16 protein-coding genes are annotated in these 15,831 nt (G+C 73.0%); 13 read left to right on the top strand and 3 right to left on the bottom strand.

Annotated elements, in window-relative coordinates; translation table 11 throughout:
* The first annotated feature begins 169 nt into the window (after positions 1–169).
* From atpB to GQS52_RS07940, 9 genes are all read left to right on the top strand, one after another.
* Entirely contained in the window at positions 170–997 is an 828-nt protein-coding gene (gene atpB, locus GQS52_RS07980; RefSeq protein WP_182312732.1) for a F0F1 ATP synthase subunit A, read from the top strand.
* 51 nt (positions 998–1,048) lie between these two features.
* The gene (locus tag GQS52_RS07975; protein WP_182312731.1) at positions 1,049–1,300 is read left to right on the top strand and encodes an ATP synthase F0 subunit C; all 252 of its coding nucleotides are present in this window, start codon (positions 1,049–1,051) and stop codon (positions 1,298–1,300) included.
* Between the two features lie 5 nt (positions 1,301–1,305).
* A complete protein-coding gene (locus GQS52_RS07970) occupies positions 1,306–1,866 on the top strand; it encodes a F0F1 ATP synthase subunit B (protein ID WP_182312730.1) in 561 nt (186 codons plus the stop codon).
* A complete protein-coding gene (locus tag GQS52_RS07965) occupies positions 1,863–2,678 on the top strand; it encodes a F0F1 ATP synthase subunit delta (protein ID WP_182312729.1) in 816 nt (271 codons plus the stop codon). The genes GQS52_RS07970 and GQS52_RS07965 overlap by 4 nt, the downstream gene beginning before the upstream one ends.
* Before the next feature lie 161 nt (positions 2,679–2,839).
* Positions 2,840–4,411 (top strand): F0F1 ATP synthase subunit alpha, encoded by a 1,572-nt coding sequence (atpA, locus tag GQS52_RS07960; RefSeq protein ID WP_182312728.1) that lies wholly within the window; start codon positions 2,840–2,842, stop codon positions 4,409–4,411.
* A gap of 4 nt (positions 4,412–4,415) precedes the next feature.
* Positions 4,416–5,336 carry a F0F1 ATP synthase subunit gamma gene (locus GQS52_RS07955; RefSeq protein ID WP_182312727.1) on the top strand — a complete coding sequence of 307 codons (921 nt, stop codon included), beginning with the start codon at positions 4,416–4,418 and terminating at the stop codon, positions 5,334–5,336.
* A 5-nt stretch (positions 5,337–5,341) separates the two neighbouring features.
* A complete protein-coding gene (gene atpD / locus GQS52_RS07950) occupies positions 5,342–6,784 on the top strand; it encodes a F0F1 ATP synthase subunit beta (protein ID WP_182312726.1) in 1,443 nt (480 codons plus the stop codon).
* A 130-nt stretch (positions 6,785–6,914) separates the two neighbouring features.
* Positions 6,915–7,295, top strand: coding sequence for a F0F1 ATP synthase subunit epsilon (locus GQS52_RS07945; protein WP_182316286.1), 381 nt, complete (start codon positions 6,915–6,917; stop codon positions 7,293–7,295).
* 102 nt (positions 7,296–7,397) lie between these two features.
* The gene (locus tag GQS52_RS07940; RefSeq protein WP_182312725.1) at positions 7,398–7,868 is read left to right on the top strand and encodes a DUF2550 domain-containing protein; all 471 of its coding nucleotides are present in this window, start codon (positions 7,398–7,400) and stop codon (positions 7,866–7,868) included.
* 155 nt (positions 7,869–8,023) lie between these two features.
* On the opposite strand, the gene GQS52_RS07935 is transcribed toward GQS52_RS07940, so the two are convergent.
* A complete protein-coding gene (locus GQS52_RS07935) occupies positions 8,024–8,728 on the bottom strand; it encodes a response regulator transcription factor (protein ID WP_259370649.1) in 705 nt (234 codons plus the stop codon).
* On the bottom strand, positions 8,725–9,996 hold the full coding sequence (locus GQS52_RS07930; protein ID WP_259370648.1) for a histidine kinase: 1,272 nt from the start codon (positions 9,994–9,996) through the stop codon (positions 8,725–8,727). Before GQS52_RS07930 ends, GQS52_RS07935 begins: the two co-directional genes overlap by 4 nt.
* Before the next feature lie 194 nt (positions 9,997–10,190).
* On the opposite strand from GQS52_RS07930, the gene GQS52_RS07925 reads away from it, so the two are divergent.
* Entirely contained in the window at positions 10,191–10,760 is a 570-nt protein-coding gene (locus GQS52_RS07925) for a hypothetical protein (protein ID WP_182312723.1), read from the top strand.
* Positions 10,761–10,869: 109 nt separating this feature from the next.
* Here GQS52_RS07925 and GQS52_RS07920 read toward each other — a convergent pair whose 3' ends face one another.
* Positions 10,870–11,442 carry a cob(I)yrinic acid a,c-diamide adenosyltransferase gene (locus GQS52_RS07920; protein ID WP_182312721.1) on the bottom strand — a complete coding sequence of 191 codons (573 nt, stop codon included), beginning with the start codon at positions 11,440–11,442 and terminating at the stop codon, positions 10,870–10,872.
* A gap of 168 nt (positions 11,443–11,610) precedes the next feature.
* Here GQS52_RS07920 and GQS52_RS07915 point away from each other — a divergent pair, with 168 nt between their 5' ends.
* From GQS52_RS07915 to GQS52_RS07905, 3 genes are all read left to right on the top strand, one after another.
* A complete protein-coding gene (locus GQS52_RS07915; protein WP_182312719.1) occupies positions 11,611–12,459 on the top strand; it encodes a 3-hydroxyacyl-CoA dehydrogenase family protein in 849 nt (282 codons plus the stop codon).
* 116 nt (positions 12,460–12,575) lie between these two features.
* Positions 12,576–12,917, top strand: a complete 342-nt coding sequence (locus GQS52_RS07910) for an STAS domain-containing protein (RefSeq protein ID WP_182312717.1) — start codon at positions 12,576–12,578, stop codon at positions 12,915–12,917.
* A gap of 295 nt (positions 12,918–13,212) precedes the next feature.
* On the top strand, positions 13,213–15,822 hold the full coding sequence (locus GQS52_RS07905) for an ATP-binding protein (RefSeq protein WP_182312715.1): 2,610 nt from the start codon (positions 13,213–13,215) through the stop codon (positions 15,820–15,822).
* The last annotated feature ends 9 nt before the right edge of the window (positions 15,823–15,831 follow it).

Below are 15,831 nucleotides of genomic sequence, written 5' to 3'. Positions count from 1 at the left end.
TCTCGACCGGCCCCGTTCGGGCGTGCCAAGGGCGGACGCATCGGCACATGGTGCTCACTCCCGCCGCAGGCGCGCCGTCCGATCCGGACCGGCCGCCGGCCCAGCCGGTGTGCAATCGACCCTGTATGTCATGTACGGCTGCAGCTGAAGCTTCCTTCGGCCCTCAAACATGGAGCACACGCTGAACGCGCTTGCGCTGACCCAGACGCCGCTCGCAGCGGGCGGCGACGGCGAATTCCACACGCCGTCAATCTCCGAGTTCTTCCCCGACGCGGTCCTCTTCGAGGGAACGGTCTTCGAACTCAACCGCATCCGCATTGCCCTGGTGCTGGTCACCCTCGTGATCGCGGCCCTGTTCGCCATCGCGATGCGCAATCCGCAGCGTGTGCCGCGCGGCGGTCAGAACGTCGCCGAGACGGCCATCGACTTCGTGCGGAACTCCATCGCCCTGGAGACGCTGGGCCGGGTGAAGGGCACCAGGTACCTGCCTTACCTGGTCACCCTCTTCTTCTTCGTCCTCGGCGCCAACATCCTGGCGATCGTCCCCGGCGTGAACATCGCGGCGAGCTCGACCATCGGGCTGCCCTTCCTGCTGGCCATGATCACCTGGGCGATCTACCACGTGGACGGCGTCCGCGAGCACGGCCTGTTCGGCTACATCAAGGTCCAGACGGTCGTCCCCGGCGTGCCGAAGGCCCTGGCCCCGGTGGTGATCCTCCTGGAGGCCCTCCAGGCCCTGATCATCCGGCCCTTCTCGCTGATGCTCCGGCTCCTGGCGAACATGATGGCCGGCCACATCCTCCTCGTCCTCTTCTTCAGTGGAGCTTCGTACCTGCTGCTCCACGGCGGCGGGCTGCTGCCCGTCGCCGGAGCCGGCTCCGCGGTGATGGGCCTCGCCTTCACCGGGTTCGAGCTCTTCGTCGCAGCGCTGCAGGCCTACATCTTCACGCTGCTCACCGCGATGTACATCAACATGGCGATCAGCCACGAACACTGAGCCTCGCGGACTGAACCGACGTACGGCGTACTCCTCGCCGTACGCCACACCATGGAAGGAAAACCAGTGAGCAACATCCTCGCCGCGGCCGACGCCGTCTCCGGCAACCTCAACGCCATCGGTTACGGCCTGGCTGCCATCGGCCCCGGCATCGGTCTGGGCATCATGGTCGGCAAGACCATCGAGGGCATGGCCCGCCAGCCCGAGGCCGCCCCGATGCTCCGCACCACCATGTTCCTGGGTCTCGCGTTCATCGAGGTCCTCGCCCTCATCGGTCTCGTCGCCGGCTTCCTCTTCCAGTGATCACGATGACGACGACGACGACACCGCTGGCGGCGGAGGCACCCGAGGGCATCGGGATCCTCCTGCCCGCTCCGGCGGACCTGTTCTGGGGCGCCGTCTGCTTCGTCATCCTCTTCGGTGTCCTGTGGAAGCTCGTCCTTCCCAAGGCTCAGAAGGCGCTGGCGGACCGCACGGACGCCATCGAGGGCGGCATCGAGCGGGCGGAGGCCATGCAGGCCGAGGCCCAGAGCGTGCTCGCCGAGTACAAGGAGCAGCTCGCCGAGGCCCGGCACGAGGCCGCGCGCCTGCGCCAGGAGGCGCAGGAGCAGGGCGCTGCGCTCATCGCCGAGATGCGTGCCGAGGGCCAGCGGCAGCGTGAGGAGATCATCGCTGCCGGCCACGCCCAGATCGAGGCCGACCGCAAGCAGGCCTCGCTCACCCTGCGCCAGGACGTCGGCAGGCTCGCCACCGACCTGGCCGGCAGGCTCGTCGGGGAGTCCCTCGAGGACCACGCCCGGCAGAGCCGTGTCATCGACCGGTTCCTCGACGCGCTCGAGGACCGCGCCGAGGAGGGCGCTGCCCGATGAACGGAGCAAGCCGCGAGGCACTGGCTGCCGCACGCGAGCGGCTCGACGCGCTGACGGACAACACCTCTGTCCGCGCGTCCGTGCTCGCCGAGGAACTGGCCGCCGTCACGGGGCTGCTCGACCGCGAGGTGTCGCTGCGCCGGATCCTCACCGATCCGGCGCAGGCCGGGCAGGCCAAGGCCGACCTGGTGTCGCGCCTCCTGGCCGGCCAGGTCGGCGAGGAGACGATCGAGCTGGTCTCCGGGATGGTCCGGAGCCGCTGGTCGCAGCCGCGTGACCTGACCGACGCCGTCGAGGAGCTGTCGACCGTCGCCGAGCTGATCGGCGCCCAGCGCGTCGACGCACTCGACGACGTCGAGGACGAGCTGTTCCGCTTCGGACGCATCGTCGCCTCCGACCCCGAGCTGCGGGCCGCGCTCACCGAGCAGGCCTCGACCGTCTCGGCCCGGGCCGACCTGGTCCGCGACCTGCTCGGCGGCCGCGCGGACATCGTCACCGAGCGGCTGGTCACCCGGCTGGTGACCCGTCCGCGAGGACGTAGCCTGGAAGGTGGCCTGGAGGAGTACTCCAAGCTGGCCGCCGCCCGCAGGGGCAGGGTGGTCGCCGTGGTGACCAGCGCGGTCCCGCTCAGCGACGTGCAGCGCACGCGCCTCGGCGCGGCGCTGGGCAGGCTGTACGGCCGCACGGTCCACCTCAACCTCGACGTCGACCCCGAGGTCGTCGGCGGGATCAGGGTGCGCATCGGCGACGAGGTCATCGAGGGCACCGTCGGCAGCCGGATCGACGACGCAACCCGCAGGCTCGCCGGCTGACCGCCGCGCGAGAAGCACACCGGCACAACAACAAGCATGGAAGCGGCCCGGGTTGGGCCGTGACTGGAGTCTTCTGGGGGCCCGCAGTACCCGTCGCGTCGGGTGCAGCCCCCAGACCCCCAGGAAAACTTCGGGCCCAACTAGGAGAGCAGGGACACCAGATGGCGGAGCTCACGATCCGGCCGGAGGAGATCCGGGACGCGCTGGAGAATTTCGTCCAGTCGTACAAGCCGGACGCCGCCTCTCGCGAGGAGGTCGGCACTGTCACCGTCGCAGGCGACGGTATCGCCAAGGTCGAGGGCCTTCCCTCGGTCATGGCGAACGAGCTGCTGAAGTTCGAGGACGGCACCCTCGGCCTCGCCCTCAACCTCGAGGAGCGCGAGATCGGTGTCGTCATCCTCGGTGAGTTCAGCGGCATCGAGGAGGGCCAGACGGTCCGCCGCACGGGCGAGGTCCTGTCGGTCGCGGTCGGCGAGGGCTACCTCGGCCGCGTCGTCGACCCGCTGGGCAACCCGATCGACGGCCTCGGCGAGATCGAGACCTCCGGCCGCCGCGCGCTGGAGCTGCAGGCCCCGACCGTCATGCAGCGCAAGTCGGTCCACGAGCCGATGCAGACCGGCCTGAAGGCCGTCGACTCGATGACCCCGATCGGCCGCGGCCAGCGCCAGCTGATCATCGGCGACCGCCAGACCGGCAAGACCGCCCTCGCGGTCGACACGATCATCAACCAGCGCGACAACTGGCGTTCCGGCGACCCGAAGAAGCAGGTCCGCTGCATCTACGTCGCGATCGGCCAGAAGGGCTCCACCATCGCGTCCGTGCGCGGTGCGCTGGAGGAGGCCGGCGCCCTGGAGTACACCACCATCGTCGCCGCCCCGGCGTCCGACCCGGCGGGCTTCAAGTACATCGCCCCCTACACCGGTTCGGCCATCGGCCAGCAGTGGATGTACGAGGGCAAGCACGTCCTGATCGTCTTCGACGACCTGACCAAGCAGGCCGACGCCTACCGCGCCGTGTCCCTCCTGCTGCGCCGTCCGCCGGGCCGCGAGGCCTACCCGGGCGACGTCTTCTACCTGCACTCCCGCCTGCTGGAGCGCTGCGCCAAGCTCTCCGACGACATGGGCGCCGGCTCGATGACCGGCCTGCCGATCGTCGAGACCAAGGGCAACGACGTCTCGGCGTTCATCCCGACCAACGTCATCTCCATCACCGACGGCCAGTGCTTCCTGGAGTCCGACCTGTTCAACGCCGGCCAGCGCCCGGCCCTGAACGTCGGCATCTCGGTCTCCCGCGTCGGCGGTTCCGCGCAGATCAAGGCCATGAAGCAGGTCTCCGGCCGTCTGCGCGTGGACCTGGCCCAGTACCGCGAGCTCGAGGCGTTCGCCGCCTTCGGCTCCGACCTGGACGCGGCCTCCAAGCAGCAGCTGGAGCGCGGCAAGCGCATGGTCGAGCTGCTCAAGCAGGGCCAGTACGCGCCGTTCCCGATCGAGGAGCAGGTCGTCTCCATCTGGGCCGGCACCACCGGCAAGCTGGACGACGTCCCGGTCGAGGACATCCGCCGCTTCGAGAAGGAGCTGCTGGACCACCTGCGCCGCGAGAAGAAGGACCTCCTCAACGGCATCGTCGAGACCGGCAAGCTGCCGGACGAGACCGTCGAGGCGCTCACGGCCGCGGTGGCCGACTTCAAGCGGCAGTTCGAGACCGCGGACGGCAAGCTCCTGGGCGAGGTCTGAGCTTATGGGAGCCCAGCTTCGCGTCTACAAGCGACGCATCCGGTCCGTCACCGCGACCAAGAAGATCACCAAGGCGATGGAGATGATCGCCGCCTCCCGCATCGTCAAGGCGCAGCGGGCGGTGGCGGCGTCGACGCCGTACGCGCGTGAGCTCACCCGCGCGGTGACCGCGGTGGCCACCGGCTCCACCACCGAGCACCCGCTCACCACCGAGGCCGAGAACCCGGTCCGCGCCGCGGTCCTGCTCGTCACGAGCGACCGCGGCCTGGCCGGCGGCTACTCGTCCAACGCCATCAAGGCGGCGGACAAGCTGACCGAGCGGCTGGAGGCGGAGGGCAAGCAGGTCCGGACCTTCATCGTCGGCCGCAAGGGCGTGGCGTACTACAACTTCCGCCAGCGCGAGGTTGCGGACGCCTGGACCGGCTTCACCGACCAGCCGACCTACGCGGACGCCAAGAAGGTGGCGGGCGGCCTCATCGAGGCCTTCACCACCGAGACGGCCGCCGGCGGCGTCGACGAGCTGCACATCGTCTTCACCGAGTTCGTCTCGATGGTGTCGCAGACCCCGGTCGACGTCCGGTTGCTGCCGCTCAGCCTGGACAGGGCGGAGTCGGACGAGGAGACCGCCAAGGAGGGGGAGGCCCTCCCCCTGTACGACTTCGAGCCGTCGGCCGAGGACGTCCTGGACGCCCTGCTGCCGCGGTACGTCGAGAGCCGCGTGTACAACGCCCTGCTGCAGTCGGCTGCCTCCGAGCACGCCGCCCGCCGCCGGGCGATGAAGTCGGCGACCGACAACGCCGAGGAGCTCATCAAGTCGCTCTCGCGGCTTGCCAGTGCGGCCCGCCAGGCCGAAATCACCAATGAGATCAGCGAGATCGTCGGTGGCGCGAGTGCCCTGGCCGACGCGACCGCGGGGAGTGACTGACAACTATGACCACCTCTGTTGAGACGACCACGGCGACGGGCCGCGTCGCGCGGGTCATCGGGCCGGTCGTCGACGTGGAGTTCCCCGTCGACGCGATGCCCGAGATCTACAACGCGCTCAAGGTCGACGTCGCCGACCCGGCCCAGGACGGCGCCGTCAAGACGCTGACCCTCGAGGTCGCGCAGCACCTGGGCGAGGGCCTGGTGCGCACCATCTCCATGCAGCCCACCGACGGCCTGGTCCGCCAGGCCCCGGTGACCGACACGGGCGCGGGCATCACCGTCCCCGTCGGTGACGTCACCAAGGGCAAGGTGTTCAACACCCTCGGCGAGATCCTCAACGTGGACCCGTCCACGGTCGAGGTCACCGAGCGCTGGCCGATCCACCGCAAGGCCCCGGCCTTCGACCAGCTCGAGTCCAAGACCGAGATGTTCGAGACCGGCGTCAAGGTCATCGACCTGCTGACCCCGTACGTCAAGGGCGGCAAGATCGGCCTGTTCGGCGGTGCCGGTGTCGGCAAGACGGTGCTCATCCAGGAGATGATCTACCGCGTCGCCAACAACCACGAGGGCGTCTCGGTGTTCGCCGGCGTCGGCGAGCGCACCCGTGAGGGCAACGACCTCATCGAGGAGATGACCGACTCGGGCGTCATCGACAAGACCGCCCTGGTCTTCGGTCAGATGGACGAGCCCCCGGGCACCCGTCTGCGCGTGGCGCTGGCCGGCCTGACCATGGCGGAGTACTTCCGCGATGTGCAGAAGCAGGACGTGCTGTTCTTCATCGACAACATCTTCCGCTTCACCCAGGCCGGTTCCGAGGTCTCCACCCTGCTGGGCCGCATGCCCTCCGCGGTGGGCTACCAGCCGAACCTGGCGGACGAGATGGGCCTCCTGCAGGAGCGCATCACCTCGACCCGCGGTCACTCGATCACCTCCATGCAGGCGATCTACGTCCCCGCGGACGACCTGACCGACCCGGCGCCGGCCACCACCTTCGCCCACCTGGACGCGACCACCGTTCTGTCGCGCCCGATCTCGGAGAAGGGCATCTACCCGGCGGTGGACCCGCTGGACTCCACCTCCCGCATCCTGGACCCGCGCTACATCGCGCAGGACCACTACGAGTGCGCGGTGCGGGTCAAGGGGATCCTGCAGAAGTACAAGGACCTGCAGGACATCATCGCGATCCTCGGCATCGACGAGCTCGGCGAGGAGGACAAGCTCACCGTCCACCGGGCCCGCCGCATCGAGCGCTTCCTGTCGCAGAACACCCACGTGGCGAAGCAGTTCACCGGTGTCGACGGATCGGACGTCCCGCTGGACGAGTCGATCCACGCGTTCAACGCGATCGCCGACGGCGAGTACGACCACTTCCCCGAGCAGGCCTTCTTCATGTGCGGCGGCATCGAGGACCTGGAGAAGAACGCCAAGGAGCTGGGCGTCTCCTGAGCCGGTCCGGTGACCTGCCGGTCACCGGCCCCGGCCGGGGAGGGGGGCGGTGTTCGCCGCCCCCCTCCCGCCCCCGTTATTCTTTGACACGACGCCCGCCGCACCAGGCGGGCGGCAGACCCGAGGAGCCATCTTGGCCGAGCTGCACGTCGAGCTCGTCGCGGCCGACCGCAACGTCTGGTCCGGCGAGGCGACCCTGGTCGTCGCACGTACGCCGTCGGGTGACATCGGCATCATGCCGGGGCACCAGCCGCTCCTCGGCGTGCTGGAGTCCGGCCCGGTGACCGTCCGCACCTCCGACGGCGCAACCGTCGTCGCCGCCGTCCACGGCGGTTTCATCTCGTTCGCCGACAACAAGCTCTCCGTCCTCGCGGAGATCGCCGAGCTCGCGGACGAGATCGACGTCGGCCGCGCCGAGCGTGCCCTGGAGCGCGCCAAGGCGGAGGCCGACGCCGCCGCCGAGCGGCGCGCGGAGATCCGTCTGCGTGCGGTCGCCGGCGTACACCGGTGAGCACTTCCGGCAGGCGGGCCGCCCCGTCGGGCGGCGGCCCGCTCGCCGGACCCGTGATGAGCGGTAGAGTTTCCTAACCGTCGAAGCGAGGAGGTGGTCAGCGTGATCCTCGCTCTCGTCGTGGTCGCCTGCTGCATTGCGGTCCTGGTCCTGGCGCTGGTCGCCTTCGGCCTGCGGCGCAGGGTCATCCAGCGCTCCGGCGGCACCTTCGACTGCAGCCTGCGGCTCCACCCGGTGTCCGCCGGCCCGACTGCCGCCGGTACGGCGGCCGAGGGCGGAGGCAAGGGCTGGGTGTACGGTGTGGCCCGCTACAGCAGCGACCGCATCGAGTGGTTCCGCGTCTTCTCCTACGCCCTGCGCCCCCGCCACGTGCTGGAACGCGCCGAGATCGGGGTTCTGCACCGCCGCACCCCGATGGGCGAGGAGGAGCTCGCGCTCCTCGACGACTCGGTGGTCCTCGCCTGCACCCACCGCGGCGAAGGACTCGAGCTCGCCATGAGCGACGACGCCCTGACGGGTTTCCTCGCCTGGCTCGAGGCCGCGCCCCCCGGCCAGCGCGTGAACGTCGCCTGACGCCCACGCACCGGCCGGTTCTTCCGTTCCCCGGCCCCTGACGCCCCGGCGCCCGGCGGCCCGGCCCCCGTGCCTTCGCGCCCTCGTGCCCCGGCTTCCTCCGGCCCCCGGCCCGCACCTCCCGGCCCGTCCGGCGCCGCTCGGTCCGGCACCGCTCAGCCCGGCCCGCCGAGGCCCAGCTCCTGGGCCAGCACCGCGGCCTGCACCCTGCTGCGCAGCCCGAGTTTCCCCAGCATCCGGCTCACATGGGTCTTCGTCGTCGCCTCCGCCATCCCCAGGTGCGAGGCGATCTCCGCGTTGGACATCCCCTCGCCCACGCAGGCCAGGACCTCCCGCTCGCGGCGGGTCAGGCCGTCGAGCACCCGCGGGTCGGCCGGCTCCGCGCGCCTGCCCGCAGGCCGGGCGAAGGCGCTGATCAGCCTGCGGGTCACCGCGGGAGCGATCATCCCCTCCCCGCGCGCCACCAGCCGCACCCCCTCGACCAGGGCGCGGGCGTCGGTGTCCTTGAGCAGGAACCCGGCGGCCCCGGCGCGCAGCGCGCCGAAGACGTACTCGTCGAGGTCGAAGGTGGTCAGCACCAGCACGTCCGCGAGGCCGTCCCCGACGATCCGCCGGGTCGCCGAGACCCCGTCCAGCCGGGGCATCTGCACGTCCATCAGCACCACGTCCGGCCGCAGTTCGCGGGCCAGCCGCACGGCCTCGACGCCGTCGGCGGCCTCCCCGGCCACCTCGACGTCCGGCGCGGAGCCCAGGATCAGTACCAGGCCGGCGCGGACCGCGGCCTGGTCCTCGGCGACGAGCACCCGCACCGGGCGCTCCGGGGCGGGGGCTGCGGGCCCGTGGCCCGGCCGATGTGTCACGGTGCCTCCTCGTTCGTCAGCGGCAGGACTGCGCGGACCTGCCAGGTGCCCGTGCCGGTGCCGTCCGTGCGGGCGCCGGGCAGGGGTCCGGGCAGGGGTCCGGCCCCGAACACCCCGCCCAGCAGCACGGCGCGTTCGCGCATGCCGACCAGGCCGGCCCCGGCGCCCGGGGCCCGCGCCCCGGGGTCGGGGCGGAAGGCACTGCGCACGGTGACCGCCAGGGAGCCGTCCTGCGGTTCCACACGGACCTCCACGGGGCCGGGGGCCGCGTGCTTGAGGGCGTTGGTGAGGGACTCCTGGACGATCCGGTAGGCGGCCAGGGCCACCGGCGCCGGGACGTCGCCGTCGTCCGGCGCCCCGTTGTGCAGACGGAACTCCAGACCGTCGGCGGCCCCGGCCGAACGCGCCTGCTCCACCAGGGCGTCCAGACCCGCCAGGGTGGGCGCGGCCGAGGGCTCCCGGTCCCCTTCGGAGTCCCTCAGCAGCCCGATGAGGCGGCGCATTTCGGCCAGACCTTGGACACTGCTCCCCCGGATGGTCTCCAGCGACGAACGGGCCGGGTCCCCGTCCTCCCCGCCGCTCCCGTACAGGGAGAGCGCGGCGGTGGAGTGGATGGCGATCGCGGAGAGGTGGTTGGCCACCACGTCGTGGAGCTCGCGGGCCATCCGGGCCCGTTCGGCGCCCACGGCCTGACGCCGGTCCATCTCCGCCAGCAGCGCGGTCTGCTCCGCGCGCAGCCGCTCCGCGGCGGCCGCGTCGCGGTGGTCCCGGATGAGGACGCCGGTCCAGGCGGGGCCGACCGTGAGGAGCCCGCAGAGCACGCCGACGACCAGGGCCTCCGCCTGCTGCCACACCGCGAAGGAGACCGCGGTGCTCGCCACCGTCACCAGCATGCCCGCCTGCGGGACCCGGCGCGCCGTGCGGCGGCTCCCGTAGAGCACCGCCGCGTAGACGACGTCGGTGAACATCAGGACGGTGGGCAGCAGGGAGCCGGACAGTTGGTCGGCGACGAGCGCGGCGGTGGCGGGCAGCAGTGCCCACGGCTGGGCGGTGCGGCGCAGCAGTTCCGCGGCGGTCATCACGACCAGCGGCACGAGGGGCCGCCATCCGGGGTCCTCGCGCGGGGGGCCGACGGTGTAGAGGTCCAGCGACCACATCACCAGCCCGCCGAGCAGGCCGGCCGCGGCGATCAGCACGTCGTCGCGGTGCGGCCGCAGGCGGTGCGGCGGCGCGGCGGGGCGGGCGGAGAGGGGGCGGGGTACCGGCACAGCACCATCAAACACGGTGCCCGGCGGCCCGCGCCTCCCTCCCGCGGCCCGCCCCGGAGGCCCGCGGGTACATCGAAGGATGCAGCCGCGGATCACCGGCGGCGACGACGCGGACGGCCCGTGCGGCCGGAAGGCTGGAGGGGACCGCGGGGGACGGACGGGGACCCCGGCGGGAGCCGCGGAAGGAGCCGACAGTGATCGTCACCGTGATCGTCGCCTGCGAGGTCGCCTTCTGGGCGGTCCTGGCGGCCGGACTGGGCGCCCGGTACCTGCTGGGCCTGCGCCGCACCGGCGCGGTGCTGCTGGCCTGCGTGCCGGTGGTGGACCTGGTGCTGCTCGCCGCGACCGCGGCCGACCTGCGGGCGGGCGCCGCGGCCGACTGGCAGCACGGACTGGCCGCCGTCTACCTCGGCTTCTCGGTGTCCTACGGGCACTACCTGGTCCGCTGGGCGGACGGGCACGCCGCCCACCGCCTGGGGGGCGGGCCGAAACCGGCCGGGCCGCCGAAGTACGGCGCGGCGCGGGCGCGGCACGAGTGGGCGATGTGCGGCCGCACGCTGGCCGGCGCGGCGGTGGCCGCGGCCCTGCTGCAGGTGACGGTGTGGTGGGTGGGGGACCCGGGGCGCACCGCGGTCCTGGGGGAGTGGCAGGCTCGGATGCTGTGGGTGTGCGGGATCGCGGTGGTCGTCGCCCTGAGCTACACGGTGTGGCCGAAGGCGGAGCCGCGGGCGCGGGCGGAGGAGAAGGAGACGGCCTCCCGGTGACCGCCGGGCCGGGCCCGGCGGGCCGACGGCGCGGGCCCGGTGCCGGAGGGGCACCGGGCCCGGCGCGGGCTGTCGGCGGGGGACCGGCCCGGCCGGCACCGGGCCGGGGTCAGCGGTTCTCGCCGGGGACCCACAGGATGTCGCCGCGCTCCTTGTTGGCGGTGCGGGCGAGGATGAACAGCAGGTCCGAGAGCCGGTTGAGGTAGGTGGCGGTCAGGGCGTTCATCGTTTCGCCGTGCTCGGCCAGGGCCGCCCACGTGGAGCGCTCGGCACGCCGCACCACCGTGCACGCCTGGTGCAGCAGGGCGGCGCCGGGCGTCCCTCCGGGGAGGATGAAGCTGCGCAGCTTCTCCAGGTCCGCGAGGAAGGCGTCGCAGTCCGCCTCCAGCTTGTCGACGTAGCTCTGCTGGACCCGCAGCGGCGGGTACTCGGGGTTCTCCACCACCGGGGTGGCCAGGTCGGCGCCCACGTCGAACAGGTCGTTCTGGACCCGGGTGAGGACGGCGACCACCGGCTCGGGCAGGTTGCCCAGGGCGATGGCGGTGCCGATCACCGCGTTGGCCTCGTTGGCGTCGGCGTACGCGCTGATCCGCGAGTCCGTCTTCGCCGTGCGGCTCATGTCGCCGAGGGCCGTGGTGCCGTCGTCCCCGGTCCGGGTGTAGATGCGCGTGAGGTTGACCATGGGCGAAGAGTAGCGCCGCCGGGGCCGTCCGCCCGGGGGAGGGAAGGGTGCCCCCGGTCACAGCCGCGGCCGGGAACCGTGATGTCCGCCTCTTACTGCTGCCCGGTAACGTGAACGGGCGTTAAGGTCCCAGGACCACCGGCGCACGAACGAGAAGAGGGACACGCAGTGGCGAAGAAGCTCGCCGTCATCGGGGCAGGGCTCATGGGGTCCGGCATCGCGCAGGTCTCGGCGCAGGCCGGTCACGAGGTCGTGCTGCGCGACGTCACCGACGAGGCGCTGACCCGCGCCACCGACGGCATCAGGGCGTCGTACGACAGGTTCGTCTCCAAGGGGAAGCTGGAGGCGGCCGACGCCGAGGCCGCGCTGGGCCGCATCACCACCACGACCGACATGGACGCGGTCGCCGACGCTGACGTCGTCGTCGAGGCGGTCTTCGAGAAGATCGAGGTCAAGCAGGAGATCTTCCGCTCGCTGGACCGCATCGCCAAGGACGGCGCGGTGCTCGCCTCCAACACCTCCGCCATCCCGATCACCAAGATCGCCGCGGTCACCGGCCGCCCGGAGAGCGTCGTCGGCGTGCACTTCTTCTCGCCGGTGCCGATGATGCAGCTGGTCGAGCTGGTGCGCGGCTACAAGACCAGCGACGAGACCCTGGCCGCGGCCAAGGAGTTCGCCGAGGGCGTCGGCAAGACCTGCATCGTCGTCAACCGCGACGTGGCCGGCTTCGTCACCACCCGCCTGATCTCGGCGCTGGTCGTCGAGGCCACCAAGCTCTACGAGTCCGGCGTGGCCAGCGCGGAGGACATCGACACCGCCTGCCGCCTGGGCTTCGGCCACGCCATGGGCCCGCTGGCCACGGCGGACCTGACCGGCGTCGACATCCTGCTGCACGCCACCGGCAACATCTACACCGAGTGCCAGGACGAGAAGTTCGCCCCGCCGGAGATCATGCGCCGCATGGTCGACGCGGGCGACATCGGCCGCAAGAGCGGCAAGGGCTTCTACAGCTACTGAGAAGTCCTCACCCAGGTGAGTGAATTCGGTATCGATTGGCTCACGGACGGCATCCAGCGCACGCGATGGGCGGTCAGATGGGAAGAGACCGTTCGTCGAAAAGTCGGGGAGTGTTCATGCGGATCAGGGGCGACCACCACCGGCTCGCCGTCGGGGGGCGCCTCGACGTCCGGAGCGCGGCGGACGCCCGCACGGTGCTGCACCGTGCCGTCGACTCCGGCGAGGGCGACCTGGTGCTGGACCTGACCGAGCTGGCCTCGTGGGACGCCACGGGCCTCGGCGTGATCATGGGTGCGCACCGGAGGGCGGGCCGGGCCGGACGCCGGCTCGTCCTCCGGGGCGTCCCGGTGCAGCTGCAGAGGCTCCTCGTGGCGACGCGGCTGCACCGGATCCTGGCCATCGAGGGCGGCATCGCCGCAGACGCCTGGCCGGGGGAGCAGATCGGTAGCCGGGGCTGATACCGGTCCGGTACGGACCTGTCGGGAGCATGCTCACCCTGCGCTACTGAAATATGCCGGGAGGCACTAGGGTTCGGGTTCCGGCGCGTCCCCCTCGCGGACCGCCGACGCAACCGGGGCTGGCACCGAGGGGCTGGAGAGCATGGACCCGCACACCGGGGGACCCGATTACCTTCCCGACGACGGCGGGACGCCGCGCCGCGACGCGGACGCGCCCGACCCGACGGGGACCGGAACGGCCGGTCCGAAGCGGTCCGGCCCGGGGGCGTCGGGAACAGGGGCGCAGGGGTCCGGGGTGCCGGGATCCGGTGCGTCCGGCGGCGGGGCGAGGCCGCCCGCGGCCCCCCGCCAGTCCCTTCCCGCCCTCGGCGCGGACGGCCCCGCCGGGACACCGGTCCAGGGGCGCGGAATCACCGAACTGATCGCCGGCGACTACCTCCTGACGGTCAATCCGGTCGATGGCAGCGAGGTCCGGGCCCGCCCGCTCGACCAGAAGCCCCCGGTGCCCCCGAAGCGCACCGCCGAGGAGCGCGAGGCCGTCGCCGCCGCGGCGCGGCCGGTGCCGCCGCCGGGAAGTCTGACGCGCGGCAGGACGGACCTCGTCGAGCGCGACGACGAGCAGGAGCGGCTGGTCCGCCTGCTCGCCCGCGGCCGCTCGGTCCGGCTCACCGGCCCCTCCGGCTCGGGCCGCACCGCACTGCTGGACGCCGTGGCGGAGGAGTGCGAGGAGGAACGATTCGCTCCCGACGGCGTCGTCCGCCTCCACGGCCGCCACCGCGGCCCGGCCGACCTGCTGCAGGAACTGTGCGCGGCCGTCCACCGCACCGACGGCTACCGCCCCGCCCCCGACGCGCTGGCGGACCTGGTCCGCGGCATCGGCGCGATCGTGGTGGTCGACGACCTCGAGTTCGGCGGGGCGCAGCTGGAGGAACTGCTCGCCGGCGCGCCCGAGTGCGCCTTCCTCCTCTCCGCGCTGCCCGACGTGCCCGAGCCCGCGGCCGGATCCGGGGTCGAGGAGGTCCCCCTGGCCGGCCTGAGCCGGTCCGCGTGCCTGGAGATGCTCGCCCAGCGGTGCGGCCGGTCCCTGGAGGACGACGAGGCGGCCTGGGCGGCCGACCTGTGGTTCGAGTCCGAGGGCCTGCCCCTGCGCTTCGTCCAGGCCGCCGAGCTCCTGGCGCAGCGCGACGAGGCCGGGACGGCACCGGACGGCCCCGCGTCCGGCCCCTCCTCCGGCGGCCGCGGGGACGACGGTGAGACGGACGTGTGGGGCTCCGGCTCCGCGGGTGCGGAGCACGCCCCCGCGGCGGGCCGGCCCCCGCTGCCGTCCCTGGCCGAGAGCGCCGCACCGGCCCGGCTGTTCGCCTCCCGCCTGAGCGCCTCGGCCCGGGAGACCCTGCGGTTCGCGGTGGTGCTGGACGGCGAGTGCCCCGATCCGGCCCACCTGCCGGCCCTGGTGGGGGACACCCACGCAGACACGGCGCTGGGCGAGCTCCTCGACTGCGGCCTGCTCACCGCCGCGGCCTCCCGCTACCGGCTCGCGGCCGGCGTGCGCCCCCAGCTGCTCGCCGCGGCGGGCGACGGCCCGGCGGAGCAGGCGCTCACCGCGGCCCGCCACTACGCCTGGTGGGCGGGCCACCCCTCGGTCACCACGCACCGGGTCGCCCAGGAGGCGGACGCGGTGCTCGCCGCCATGGCGGCCGCACGCGACACCGGGCACCCCAGCGCCGCCGTACTGCTGGCCCGCACAGCGGCCCCGGTCTTCGCGGCGGCACTGCACTGGACCGCCTGGGAGCGGACCCTGCGGATCGGCCAGGAGGCCGCCCGGCTGACCGGCGACGTCGCCGAGGAGGCCTACTTCCACCACGAGTTGGGCGTGCTGGCGCTGTGCACCGGCAACCCGGACCGGGCGCGCAGCGAACTGGAGGCGTCGATCGGCCTGCGCGGCGCCCTCGCGGACCGGACGGGCGTGCTGGTCGGCCGCCGCACGCTGGCGCTGGTCGTGGACGTCACGGGGGAGGCCGACACGCTCGGCGGCACCGGTGCCGGAACCGGTGCCGGTGCCGGGAGCGCCGCGGACGAGTCGGCCGCGGCCGTCACGACCGTGCTGCCCGCCCTGGCCGCCCGCGCCGCGAAGGGGAGGCCGCCGGCGTCCGCGACCGCGTCCCGCAGGCCCGCGGGAGCGTCCGCGGCACAGGCACCGGCACCGGCACCGGTCGCGGGCCGGGCGCCGGGCGGTGTGCGGGGACTGCTGCAGGCCGGGCCGCGCCGCAACGTCGTCGCGGCGTGCGCCGGGGCGCTGCTGGTCGCGGTGCTGGGGACCGTCGTCACCCTCGGCAGCACGGCGGCGGAGGGCCCGCAGGACAACACCCCGATGAACGTCGCCCCCGACGAGTCCGCCGAGCAGGAGGAGCGGACGCAGGACGGGCCGCCCGGGCAGCAGCCTGCCGGGCCGGTCGGACCGTCCGGCCCCGCCCCCTCGGGCACCGGGCCCAGCGGCACCGCCGACCCCAGCGCCAGCGCCTCCGAGGAGGAGGAGAAGGAGTCGGAGAGCCCCACGCCGGGCAAGAGCACACCCGCCAAATCCACGAGCCCCTCGCCCGGGGGGAGTTCGTCCTCCGGAGGCACCACGGGCGGCGGCACCACGGGCGGTGGCGGGAGCACGGGCGGCACCACGGGCGGAAGCGGGGGCACCGGTGACACGGGTGCCTCGGACGGGACGAGCGGAAGCCCGTCCGCGGAGCCCAGCTCCACCGGGGAACCCTCCGGGGGAGCCGACGCCGGAACCGGTGACACCGGCACCACCGAGGGCGGCACCACGAACTCGGCGAGCGCCCCCGCCGAGGGCGGCGAGAGCGTGGCGTACCCGAGCGCCGGGGGCGGCACGAGCAGCACGACGCCGGCCTGACGGGAACGG

The sequence above is a fragment of the Streptomyces sp. SCUT-3 genome (assembly GCF_014083985.1).
Lineage (GTDB): Bacteria > Actinomycetota > Actinomycetes > Streptomycetales > Streptomycetaceae > Streptomyces_H > Streptomyces_H thermolineatus.
This window is presented reverse-complemented; position numbering and strand designations above follow the sequence as displayed.

Bases quoted from the DNA above. Each gene is read 5' to 3' on its own strand.
- GQS52_RS07975 (WP_182312731.1), top strand. From the start codon at position 1,049: ATGGAAGGAAAACCAGTGAGCAACATCCTCGCCGCGGCCGACGCCGTC.
- GQS52_RS07920 (WP_182312721.1), bottom strand. From the start codon at position 11,442: ATGGTCAACCTCACGCGCATCTACACCCGGACCGGGGACGACGGCACC.
- atpD (WP_182312726.1), top strand. From the start codon at position 5,342: ATGACCACCTCTGTTGAGACGACCACGGCGACGGGCCGCGTCGCGCGG.
- GQS52_RS07970 (WP_182312730.1), top strand. From the start codon at position 1,306: ATGACGACGACGACGACACCGCTGGCGGCGGAGGCACCCGAGGGCATC.
- GQS52_RS07965 (WP_182312729.1), top strand. From the start codon at position 1,863: ATGAACGGAGCAAGCCGCGAGGCACTGGCTGCCGCACGCGAGCGGCTC.
- atpB (WP_182312732.1), top strand. From the start codon at position 170: ATGGAGCACACGCTGAACGCGCTTGCGCTGACCCAGACGCCGCTCGCA.
- GQS52_RS07910 (WP_182312717.1), top strand. From the start codon at position 12,576: ATGCGGATCAGGGGCGACCACCACCGGCTCGCCGTCGGGGGGCGCCTC.
- GQS52_RS07955 (WP_182312727.1), top strand. From the start codon at position 4,416: ATGGGAGCCCAGCTTCGCGTCTACAAGCGACGCATCCGGTCCGTCACC.
- atpA (WP_182312728.1), top strand. From the start codon at position 2,840: ATGGCGGAGCTCACGATCCGGCCGGAGGAGATCCGGGACGCGCTGGAG.